Below are 11,699 nucleotides of genomic sequence, written 5' to 3'. Positions count from 1 at the left end.
CCTCTAACCTCTAATCTCTAACCTCTCTAAAAAACATCTGGTCGCCTACGAGTCGTAGCGTGGAGGGGGTGTTGTTGAGATAGAGAGCTCCTGTGCCAAGCCCTTGCGGGCGGACGATCGGGTACTGGCTGACCCACTGAGCGATGGCGCTAAGCCCCACGTTTGACTCCAGCGCTGAGGTTGCCCACCAGCCGATGCCTCGCTCCTCGGCAAGCTCGATCCACTCATCGACCCCGCTATGAAGCGACGGCTTGAGGATGATGTAGTGCGGCTTGCCCTCGTCTAGTAGTTGCGCCTTGCGCTCTCGGCTGTGGATCCCGATGAGCTCCTCGTCGAGCGCTATGGGGAGTGGCGACGCTGCCGTGAGCTTGGCCAGCTCGTCCCATTGATCGCTCGCAGGGATCGGCTGCTCGATGGAGTGTAGTCGAAAGTCGCTCAGCCTTTTCAGCCGCTCCAAAGCCACCTCTGGGGCAAACGCTCCGTTGGCATCCACCCTCAGCTCCATCTCCTCAGGAGAGAAGTGCTGCCGCACGTAGCGGAGTAGCTCTAGCTCTTCGGAAAAGTCTATTCCGCCGATCTTAAGCTTCAAGCATCGGAAGCCTTGCGCTAGCTTAGCTTTGATCTGCTCGTACATATAGGCTTTGTCGCCCATCCAGATCAACCCATTGATCGGGATACCCAGCTCGCCACGGGTGAAAGGGGTATCGCAAAAGGGCTTTTCCGACCCCTCCTCACTACTGTGGCCAGCAGCGATGAAGCTGTTAATCGCAGTGGCTAAGCCAAAAGCGATGGAAGGGTAGGGGCGTAGCGAAGCCACGTCAAACCGATCGGGAGCTTGCGCCATCTGACCCACCAGCTGCTCCAGTACAGCCTGATAGTTGGGCAGATCATCGCAACTGAGTTGAGGCATCGGGGCGCACTCGCCACAGCCCACATGACCTGCCTGCTCAAGGCTCTGGAGGCGTAGGTAGTAGACCCGCTTCGTCTCGTACTCGCCACGGGAGGTCTTGGCGGGGCGACGGAAGCGCAGGGTGTACGGCTCCACGCTAATGGTCAGTCGCTCAGCTATCTGTGGCAGCAGTGCAGGGAGGTGAAGGATGCTCTCGTGTGGTGACATCGGTCGCTAGGGAAACTTAGGGTACTGCTCAAAGTTGGGCTTGCGCTTCTCCAGGAAAGCGTTCTTACCCTCCTGCGCTTCGTCCGTGAGGTAGTAGAGGAGCGTCGCATCGCCCGCCAGCTCTTGGATACCTGCCTGACCGTCCAGCTCGGCATTGAGACCCGCCTTGATCATGCGAAGGGCGAGCGGACTCAGCAGCATCATCTCTTCTGCCCACTGCACGTACTCATCTTCTAGTTGGTCGAGAGGCACCACTTTGTTGACCAGCCCCATGTCGAGAGCCTCCTGAGCGGAGTATTGGCGGCAGAGGAACCATATCTCACGCGCCTTCTTTTGTCCTACGACACGAGCCAGATAAGAGGAACCAAAGCCCGCATCAAAGCTACCCACACGGGGTCCCGTCTGCCCGAAGATAGCATTCTCCGAAGCGATCGAGAGGTCGCACACCACGTGGAGGACATGTCCGCCACCGATGGCGTAACCATTGACCGCAGCGATGACTGGCTTGGGGATACTGCGGATCTGCTTCTGCACGTCTAGGACGCTCAGGCGAGGCACGCCGTCCTTGCCAATGTAGCCACCCCGACCCTTGACGTTTTGATCTCCGCCAGAGCAAAACGCTTTGTCGCCAGCGCCCGTCAGGACCACCACGTTGATGCTCTGATCCTCACGACAGATGCGCAGAGCGTCGCTCATCTCGGCCGTCGTAGTTGGCGTAAAGGCGTTGCGGTAGCGCTCACGATTGATCGTGATGCGAGCGATGCCGTTGTAGTAGTCAAAGAGGATATCTTCGTACGCTTTGAGGGGCTTCCACACCCTTTGGTTCTTTTCACTCATAACTCTTCTCTTGGTTGTAATTGCTTGAAATAGGTCTGTAGTTCGGCGATCTCATCCTCTGAGGAGACGAAAGCCTCGAGGATGCGGGGACGCTTGGCGGGTCCGACGAAGTAAGCCATCGTCTCCTCCAGCTCGCCCGCCTCGTGCACCGATAGGTACTCCCAGCCACAGCTCTCCGCCCAGCCCTGCGCTTGCAGCTGATGCTCGGCGGTGATGTAGCGTCGCGACAGCGGGTCCATCTCTAAGGTCGGCAGGCTCTGGAAGATGCTCCCTCGCTGGTTGTTGAGCAGGAGCACCCGCACGTTGCTCCCCACCTCGGGGAGCCCCAGCGCATTGAGATCGTAGAAGAAGCTCAAGTCCCCGATAACGATGAAGTGGCGCTCCTCGGTTCTCTGGCGGGCAAAGCCTAAGGCGGTCGAGAGCGAGCCCTCTATGCCACTGGTGCCTCGATTGCAAAGCGTGAGAAGCCGACGAGGCTTGCGGAAAAGCTCCGCATAGCGCACCGACGAACTGTTCGCCAGGTGTAACACGCAGGGCTCTTCGGGGAGCTGATTCAGAAGGTTTCCCACCACGGCCAGAGAACTGTAGCGTGGCGTCGGTGACGGCAGCCGATCAATTCGCTCCCGCCACTGAAGGGCGTAGGGAGAGCTAGCGTGACCAGCCAAGCCCTGCGCCATTATTTCAAGGAATGGCCCGACAGGAGCTGTGATCAGCTCGGTGAGACTGCAAAAGAGATCCACCACACTGGGATCAGGCGACAGGTGCCACGTCTCCCGTGGCGGATAGTTGCGCAAGTACTGCTTTATCTTGTTGGAGACGATATGCCCGCCGAGGGTGATCAGCAGGTCAGGCTGCAGGGCTCGTCGATCCGCCTCGCTGAGAGACGCTAGGAGCGCATCGAGCGAACAGATTGTCACGGGCCTATTGGAGAGCGACTCGCCGATGCAGAGGAACTGCTCCCGCAAGCTTTGCGGAAAGACCGCCCCTGCGCTAGTCGTAGCTGTCCAACTCTCCTGTCCTACCAATATCATCTTGCGCTCGAACGTGGCGAGCCTCTCTAGCAACGGCTTGACCGCCTGCGCATCCACACCACACGGACAGCACTGCTTGATATGGCGTCCTGACTGCATTCCGATGGGTCGTCTATCGCTTGGATCAGACTGTTGCTCTGCTGGAGTTGGCGGAAGCAAAGATACGCTCGGGTCGCTGATCGGGACATTGATCTGCACGGGACCTGGGAGCGGAGCCAGCGCTACGAGGAGCGCCTCGTTGATTAGACGGTTGCAGTACCACCGCTCCTCATCGGTGTGTGGCTCGGGGAGCTGTACCGCTTTGCGCACCAGTGAGCCGAAGAGTCCTGGCTGAGGAAGCGTTTGCCCAGCCCACTGCCCGATCCATCGCTCGGGTCTATCGGCCGATAGGATAACCAGCGGGACACCCTGATAGTAAGCCTCAGCGACTGCTGGGTGAAGGTTTGCTACCGCCGTGCCAGAGGTGCAGCAGACCACGACCTCTCTATGCGTGGCGAGTGCCAAGCCAAGGGCGTAGAAGCCAGCGCTGCGCTCATCGATGATCGAGTGACAGGTCGCCCTCGTGAGGTAGTGGCTGAGTGCATGCACGAGTGGCGCATTGCGACTGCCAGGGCAGAGCACCACGTCACGCACACCGTGTGCTTGAAGCAGAGCGATTAGTTCGCTGATCACAAGATCATCCATCGGTATCATTGCGCTCCTTCCTCCTTTACCTTATAAGACTATGTATTGCCGAGAGCTTGTGCAGGACCTCCTGCCATTCGCTCTCGAGGCTTGATCCACGCACGATGCCGCCTCCCGCATAGAGCCGTAGAGCTTGCTCGGGAAGCAATTGCAGACAGCGTATCTGGACAAAGAGATCAACCCGTCGCTCAGGCTCGTACCACCCCAGAAAGCCTGCATAGTAAGAGCGCTCTGCAGACTCCTCCTCGAGGATCAGACGTTGCGCCACTCGCTGGGGCGTGCCACAGACGGCTGGCGTGGGGTGAAGACGCTCCGCCAAGGTAATCGGCGCGTAACCCTCGGGGAGTTGCAAAGCGAAGCGAGCCTGCAAATGTTGTAACTGCCCCGTCGTTGTCGTCTCCACATCAAGCGCCTGGTAGGGAATCCCCTCCTGCTCCAGTAGCTCTCCGATGAAGCGCTGTACATAGTGATGCTCCCGCCGATTCTTCTCACTCCAGACGGACGGCTCGCCATCCGCCTGCCGAGGCATCGTCCCAGCCAGTGCCACCGTCTGCCAGTCGGCACCGTCCCCTCGGAGGAGCATCTCTGGCGTGGCGCAGAGCCACAGCCCCGACTGAGGCGTGTAGCAGAGCGACACGAAAGCATTCGGGTAGTGTGTCAAGGCTTTGTCAAAGGCGCCAACCACTTGTGCCGTAGCGATGCTGGGCAGTTCGACAAGGTGCGCCAAGACAAGCTTCTCCGCCATCCCGTCCTGCAGATGCTCCATAAAGCGAGCGAAAGTAACACGGTAACTATCGGGTAAAGCCTGCGGTATCGGAGCCACAGGCGGAAAGCTCTCTAGCTCTGCCTCATCACATGCCGCAAGCTGTAGCACGCTTGCCCCTTGCTTCCCCTGCTCCTCTTCGATCCAGAGCATCGGCGTCTCGATCGTCACCGCAAAGGGTGCCATCAGAAAGCCCGCCAAATGCTTCTTCCACTCTCTCAGCTCCTCAGTCGTAGTCGCCACAGCCCTAGCCTCGTTCTGTAGCCCAATCTCATGCACCGTACGACCTTCGCCAGGTAGGCGAAAGCAGGCGAAAGGTGCACGACGATTCATTCGCTCCGCCACCAGCGTGACCAGTTCGTCACAACTACAGCTCCTACCTTTTAGCTCCTTATGAGATCTCTTACTCAGCACAGCATTTACCTCCGTCGAGTGCCTGGGGGCAAACCCTTTTACCTCTTGCCCAGCTCTCGGATCACTGCGACAATGCGCTGCAAATCCTCCTCCGTCACCAGTGTACCACTAGGCAGGCAGAGCCCACGGTCAAAGAGTCGCTCACTTGTACCATCGACATAGCGAGGCGCCTCGGCAAAGACTGGCTGCAGGTGCATCGGCTTCCATAGCGGACGGCTCTCGATAGCCTCAGCCTCTAGTCGGAGTCTCAGATCCTCACGGGTGAAGCCCGCTTTCTCAGGATCCACTAAGACGCAGCTAAGCCAGTAGTTGCTATCGTACTCCTCCGTGGGGGCGCACTTCACCTCGACACCAGGGCAGTCAGCCAGCAGGGCGCAGTAGCGGGCGTGGTTGTGCCGACGCTTAGCCACATGCTCATCAAGGACGAGCATCTGCCCACGGCCTATCCCCGCCGATATATTGCTCAGGCGGTAGTTATAGCCGATGTGCGTGTGCTGATAGTGTGGCGCATTGTCACGAGCCTGCGTTGCGTAAAAGAGGACACGCCTAGCCGCTTCTTCACTAGGACAAACCAAAGCTCCACCACCCGACGTGGTAATCATCTTATTGCCATTGAAAGAGAGCGCTCCGTAGCGACCTAGCGTACCGCACTTGCGCCCCTTATACTCAGATCCGAGCGCCTCAGCAGCATCCTCTAGGACAGGGATGTCGTACTCCTCAGCGATCGCCAGTATCTCGTCCATCTTAGCGGGCATGCCATACAGATGAACGGGTATGATCGCCTTAGGCTTGTGTCCCGTCTGAGCGATGCGATCCTCGATAGCTTGACGTAGTAGCGTGGGGGACATGTTCCACGTGTCAGGCTCGCTATCAACGAATATAGGCTTAGCCCCCTGATAAGTAATCGGGTTGGCCGAGGCAGCAAAGGTAAAGCTCTGACAGATCACCTCATCATCACGCCCCACGCCCAGCATGACCAGTCCTAAGTGCAGAGCAGCCGTGCCAGCGCTGAGTGCTACGACATGCTTGCCTGGCGCTCCGAGGTAGCGAGTCAAGTCCTCCTCGAAGCCATTGACATTAGGTCCCAGAGGCACCACCCAATTGGTGTCAAACGCCTCTTGTATAAACTCCTGCTCTCGTCCTCCCATCTCAGCGAGTGAGAGCCAAATCTTCTTCTGCGCCATACTTGTTAGCTCTGATTTAGTTGCCTACAAATGTAATGAAAAAGGGGCTTACCTCAAGCTTTGTGGTCCTAAGACTCTCGCTCCATCTTCACGTGACATCCAGCAAGGTGATGATCACAATTCATCGGGTGCCTGATATGACATGCAGATGAGAGGATCCCTCGGTGGCTTGTAAGACATACATACTCAACGCAAATGAAACTGTTGCAAAAGTCAACAGTCTCACAATCTTGCTTGCAAGATTGTCCTGACTTTGCAGAAAGGATGAAGCGCAAGGCGCTGAGGGTGAGGTCTGAAGGGAGCATACCTCCGTATGTGAACGAAGCCGAATCCCGAAAGCAACACAGCGATTCGCCTTTATGCAATAGTCTCCAAATGGATCTCTTTACATTGTCAATGACAGTGCAAAGGTAATAACGCAGACCGTAGACGCTGCGCTCAGGTGCCCCCATCATCATGCTACAACATGCAAATGTCTCAACAGATCGCAAAGAAGAGCGACGCCACAACTGATCCAAACTTGTAGGACACAAGCTCCACACCACCCCTACAGTTGGCATACACCAACTACTACACGATATTCGTTGTGTAGTCTAGGCTAGTGGGAGGAAGAGCCCGTCAGACGTATCCTCCGACCAACGTCCCCCCCCCGCTACCTTATTATATAGGAAACGATGAGTAGGCTCTCAAGTCTATTATCTAGTGAAGAAAGTCTCCAGAGAAACGACCGCCCCCCTTCAACTGCCAACAGCCAACAGCCAACAGCTCCCCACACTTATGAAGTTGGTCTTACAGATGTGGTTAAGAGATACTATAAGCTGTCTATGATTTAAACTTGATAGGACGAGCGGGACACCCCACAACAACGCAGTCTGCAGGAATGTCTTTTGTCACTACAGCACCTGCTCCTATCGTTGTGTTTTTTCCTATGGAGATACGATTGATGATCGAAGAGCTTGTACCCATGTAGACTTCCGCTCCGATATGAGTCTCTCCAGAGATGTTTACTGAAGGCATAAAAGAGCAGAAAGGCTCTATGACAGCGTCATGCCCGACCGTACAGCACAGGTTCAGCAGCGTAAAAGCACCAATAGTTATATCACAGGTGAGGATCGTCCCAGCACAGCAGAGAACGCCCTCACCAATAGAGACACTCCTCTCGTCTAGGATCGTAGCATCAGGACTGATCAGCGCAGGAAATGAGAGGTGCTGCTTGTTAAGTCCGTCATAGACTTTGCGTCTTGTGCTTGAGTCGCCAATAGCGATTGCTACATCAAGAGACTCTTGCTGAGCGTTGAGATCCTCCACTTTGCCCAGTATGGGTAGTCCATGAATAAGCTTTCCGCATTCCGCACCATCATCGTAAAATCCCTTGACACGCCACCGAGGCTCCTCCTTATTAACAGATTGTATAAGTCCTAAGATCTCTCGCCCCAGTCCTCCAGCTCCGATTATTACAATATCCTTCATAGTCTCTCTATCCTTCAAATGGCTCCATGGTGTCACAGCTAGCAGAGCTGATCCCCTCTTTTCTCAAGACCTTGACAACGGTACGCCATATAATAATACAGTCAAGACGAAAAGAGAGATGATCTACGTACCAAACGTCCAGGGCGAACTTTCTCTCCCAGCTTATCGCATTACGACCAGACACTTGTGCCCAGCCCGTAATGCCAGGCCTCTCTTTGTGGCGGCGCCGTTGTGATGCACTATATAGAGGTAGATACTGTACCAAGAGTGGTCGTGGTCCGATAAAAGACATATCTCCCTTGAGAACATTCCACAGTTGAGGCAGCTCATCGAGCGAGGTCTTGCGGATGAAGCGACCAACAGACGTAAGTCGCTCCCCATCGGGAAGCAGATTGCCCTCCGCATCTCGCTCATCGGTCATACTCTTGAACTTGTAGAGCTTAAAGATTCGCTCGTCCTTGCCTGGGCGCTCCTGCGTGAAGAACGGACCTGCACCCTTATTAGCAAAGTGCAGCCACACCGTCACCACCAGTAGCAGTGGCGACAGCACAATCAGCATAATGAGAGCTCCTATGAAGTCCAATATGCGCTTGATATACTTTCTATAGATCATATTCATTATTAGGCAGGCTCGAGCCACTACAAAGATAACGCTTCCTATGCGAACTGTTATAGTCTAAAATCTACGCGAAGTGGCTACTTAGCATCCCCTGTCAAGCTTCGATACATCTCCAGCGTTGCCTGCCATACATCCTCCTGCTTATAGCGAGAGGCGATCAGAGGGCGAGCGTTCTGCTGGCAGTGTGTGTAGAGAGCTTTATCCTCAATCATACGCTTCATGGTCTGATATAGTGCTACTGCATCGTGAGACGGAATGATCAGCCCATTCTCTCCCTCTATGATGATTTCGTTGCAACCATTGATGTCGGAGACAACGCAGGGGAGACCCATAGCACCAGCTTGCATTACAACATTGGGAAAGCCCTCCCGATAGGAGGGGAAAGCCAGTGCATCAGCTACGGCAAACCAAGGGCGCACATCATTTTGCCACCCTGCACAGTAGATAGCTGGGTGACTCTGTATCGTATGATAGACATCCTCAGGTAGTGGGTCTAGCTCCTGCTCGAAGTTGCCTACAAGTAGCAAGCGAGCTTCGGGATGTTCTTGTTGCAGACGGGTGAACGCCTCCACCAGCTCACAGATCCCCTTATCTCTCACGATCCGTCCCACAAAGATAAAGGTGAAGCTCTCCTCAGAGAAGCTCGTCTCAGACTTAGCTTGACTCAGCAAGCTTATAGGTATGGCACTCTCATCATAGTATGCCAAGTCAATTCCGTTAATGTTCCCATTGTGCAGCTTTTTAAGAGGCTTCCTTGTAATATGCTCGTCAAGCAGTGTCTTTGCCACCCCATCGCCCTCTGGGATTACTTTGGTACTGAAGCGACAGGTGATACGCTCCATAGTGATAAGCAGCCAGCGAAAGAAGCCCTTTGCCGTTTGGAAGCGGAGCCCAGTCACCGTATAGATGCGATGTGGTACGCGACACCACCAAGCAGCAGTTATGCCAAGGAGAGATGCCTTAGGGGTATTTGCATGGACTACATCAGGTTTTTCCCTTCTGATGAGCTTAATCAACTCAAAGAGAGCTCTTACATCATTTGAGATAGAGATAGAACGTACGAGGTGAGGAGTAATCACGGTCTTTATCCCCTCTCTTATTGAAGCTTCATTTGCACGTTCTTCGGGTAGACCGCTCACCCCTACTACTTCGTAGCCATTATCACTCATATATTTCAGTTGCCCCTTAATAAGCTGATACGATATAGAGGAGGTGAGGATGCGTAGGATCTTCATAGCTTAGATAGGCTCTTCAATTAGTGCTTTGAGTTGCTTGTATATAGATGGTAGAGTATATTGCTCTGCTCTTTCTAAAGCTTTTTGGGAGTAGAAGTTTCTTTGCTCATAGTGATCTGAAAGATAATTCACTGCACTTACGAGGCCTTTAGTATCGCTGACATTGATCATGAGACCATACTTTGCGAGAGCAAAGCCCCCTTGTTCTATATCAATTGGTTCATTTTCATTGAGCATTTCCAGCGGTCCAGACAAGCAGTTGGTAGCAATCACGGGCAAGCCAACGCTCATTGCTTCGAGCAGGACGTTGGGAAACCCCTCCGATATAGAGGATAAGACGAATAGTTCGCCCTGTTTGATCTCGTCTAATACATGCTTAGTATTACCAGGTAGTGACACACGATCTGATAGACCTAGCTCCGCCAGAGTACGTTCGTACTCTGAGCGCAAGCCACCTTCTCCCCAGATAGTGAGCCTATGATCTGGTAGGTGACGCAACGCTTGAAATAGCAAAGTATGGTTCTTGATGGGGGAAAATCTTCCTACAGATACGATGCGAGTCGGGTACTCCCGAGAAACGTTGTGTCGCTCTTTAGGCAGTTCTATGGGATTATAGATTACACTCATAGGTAATGTGAGATGAAAGTGCTCTCGGAGATCCTTGTTGATATGCTCTGAGTTAGAGAATAGCGTATCTGCTCTATTGTATGCCCATCGGAGTAGCACTCTGCCAGCCCATCCTTTTACTCCCTCTCGGGCATACTCTATAGAGGCATAGTTGCGTTCGCTAATTATAAACCGTATGTGAGGGAAGAGGGGAGCTAAGATCCCTGACACGACATTGGGTCTATAGAGAAAGGAGAGCGATATATCTGGTCTTGTCTTCCTTAGAAAGCGGGCATAAGCTAAGATCCCCTTAGGGATACTGCAGAGTCTCCGCAACCAATTGTTTTGAGAGCTTGGGTATAGCGAGATAATCTTTACACCATCGGGAATCGGATGATGTATGCTGTCATAGAATAGGAATAGAGTTACCTCGTAATCTTTTATCAACTCCTTCAGGAAGAGCGAAATTACTTTTTCAGCTCCTCCTGCTCCCATTGACATTGCGAAAATAGTTAGTTTCTTCATAGTGAAGTGGGCTTAAGAGGATATGAAGTATGATTGTGAAGAGTTTTTTTATTGCTAGCAGATTTAGCCAAAACTATGATTAGAAGAATCATAAAGTAGGGAAAGAAGTTGTTCTTTTCTCTCTGTGCGAGTCCCAAGTTGTAAATTAAGTAGCTAAGGAAAAGGGAGCTAACCCAAAATCCGTAAAAAGCAAACCACAAGAACTCCTTCATCGAGCGATGGTTCTTGAGTGAAGTAAGGCAGCTTTTAAAGCGGTAAGCGACTAGAAAAAACAAAACCAACCAGATAGAGTTTTCTAGGGAGGCCATCGCAGATGTTATATTGTGTGCTTCAAATATGAAGGGACGAAACATAAACGACACCCACTTTACAATAATGTTTTGACCTTGGAGATTTATATCTGACCCAGTATTACCATAATAGGAAGCTGTCGCAGACTCCATCTCTATCAAGCGATCTGATAACCCCTGACCATCTTCTGTGCCAATATAAGTGGAGAGAAAGGGTGCTGCTAAAATCAGTATAGTGGCGACAATAGCACTTAAGAAAATCTTTCTTATCGCATTTCCCTTACTTGAAGATAAAATCAAAGTAGCAAAGTAGGCGACTAGACCAAAGAGGAGAATGTGAGGACGAATAAAAAAAAGCAAGATGAGGGGCATTGCCATTTTCAAAAATCCTCGCTTGTAATACACCAAGTAGATGACGGCAACTACGCCAGTAAAGGCAATGCTGTCCTTGCCTATAGCTACAGACCAATAGTGCATATTGGGAAGCAGGAAGAGCCAAAACCAACGACTCCACCTTCCTTCATTTAGGGAGATACAAATCTTAAAAAGCCATGTTATTCCCATCAATCCCCAAAGGGAAAATGGCCAATATAAGGCGAAGAATTTAAGACCAAACAAAGAAGTCAATATATGCACTATGAGGTAAACCATAGAAGTCCCTGTATACCCCATATCTATCGAGTATGCTAGACCTCGCTCATAGTATGCCGTAGCATCTGCTATGTTGTGCAATGAATATAAATAGTAAATCAGTGTGAAGGTGATATGCTCTAGAATAAACAGAGCCAGCACAGTGTTGAATCTCCGATCTCTTAAGCGATGGTGCCGATAAAAAAAGACACAAAATACAATGGTAAGAAAGCCGACGAATACATCGCCAACGTTGGTTCCTAAGAGGATATCAGTATTGATATTCATGGTGTT

General features: G+C 52.4%; 10 protein-coding genes. All 10 read right to left on the bottom strand.

All coding sequences use genetic code 11. The features are described 5' to 3' along the window. Positions 1-10 precede the first annotated feature (10 nt). The gene (locus tag PORUE0001_RS04175; protein WP_007365268.1) at positions 11-1,117 is read right to left on the bottom strand and encodes an o-succinylbenzoate synthase; all 1,107 of its coding nucleotides are present in this window, start codon (positions 1,115-1,117) and stop codon (positions 11-13) included. Between the two features lie 6 nt (positions 1,118-1,123). Beyond that, on the bottom strand, positions 1,124-1,954 hold the full coding sequence (menB, locus tag PORUE0001_RS04170; protein WP_007365282.1) for a 1,4-dihydroxy-2-naphthoyl-CoA synthase: 831 nt from the start codon (positions 1,952-1,954) through the stop codon (positions 1,124-1,126). Beyond that, positions 1,951-3,669: a 2-succinyl-5-enolpyruvyl-6-hydroxy-3-cyclohexene-1-carboxylic-acid synthase gene (menD, locus tag PORUE0001_RS04165; RefSeq protein WP_007365214.1), complete on the bottom strand. Its 1,719-nt coding sequence runs from the start codon at positions 3,667-3,669 to the stop codon at positions 1,951-1,953. Before menD ends, menB begins: the two co-directional genes overlap by 4 nt. Positions 3,670-3,694: 25 nt before the next feature. Continuing rightward, positions 3,695-4,846 (bottom strand): isochorismate synthase, encoded by a 1,152-nt coding sequence (locus PORUE0001_RS04160; RefSeq protein ID WP_007365300.1) that lies wholly within the window; start codon positions 4,844-4,846, stop codon positions 3,695-3,697. Positions 4,847-4,884: 38 nt separating this feature from the next. Continuing rightward, positions 4,885-6,030, bottom strand: a complete 1,146-nt coding sequence (locus PORUE0001_RS04155) for a DegT/DnrJ/EryC1/StrS family aminotransferase (protein WP_007365265.1) — start codon at positions 6,028-6,030, stop codon at positions 4,885-4,887. Between the two features lie 822 nt (positions 6,031-6,852). After that, positions 6,853-7,500, bottom strand: coding sequence for an acetyltransferase (locus tag PORUE0001_RS04150; RefSeq protein WP_039865580.1), 648 nt, complete (start codon positions 7,498-7,500; stop codon positions 6,853-6,855). Positions 7,501-7,507: 7 nt separating this feature from the next. Next, positions 7,508-8,119 carry a sugar transferase gene (locus PORUE0001_RS04145; protein WP_007365286.1) on the bottom strand — a complete coding sequence of 204 codons (612 nt, stop codon included), beginning with the start codon at positions 8,117-8,119 and terminating at the stop codon, positions 7,508-7,510. Between the two features lie 77 nt (positions 8,120-8,196). After that, positions 8,197-9,354 carry a glycosyltransferase family 4 protein gene (locus PORUE0001_RS04140; protein ID WP_007365280.1) on the bottom strand — a complete coding sequence of 386 codons (1,158 nt, stop codon included), beginning with the start codon at positions 9,352-9,354 and terminating at the stop codon, positions 8,197-8,199. Between the two features lie 3 nt (positions 9,355-9,357). After that, complete coding sequence (locus tag PORUE0001_RS04135; RefSeq protein ID WP_039865578.1) at positions 9,358-10,485, bottom strand: glycosyltransferase; 1,128 nt, start codon at positions 10,483-10,485, stop codon at positions 9,358-9,360. After that, positions 10,482-11,693, bottom strand: a complete 1,212-nt coding sequence (locus PORUE0001_RS04130; RefSeq protein ID WP_007365219.1) for a hypothetical protein — start codon at positions 11,691-11,693, stop codon at positions 10,482-10,484. Before PORUE0001_RS04130 ends, PORUE0001_RS04135 begins: the two co-directional genes overlap by 4 nt. Between the last annotated feature and the right edge of the window lie 6 nt (positions 11,694-11,699).

The sequence above is a fragment of the Porphyromonas uenonis 60-3 genome, from assembly GCF_000174775.1.
Classification (GTDB): domain Bacteria; phylum Bacteroidota; class Bacteroidia; order Bacteroidales; family Porphyromonadaceae; genus Porphyromonas; species Porphyromonas uenonis_A.
The sequence above is the reverse complement of the archived record's forward strand: the minus strand, read 5'-3'. Positions and strand labels throughout refer to the sequence as shown.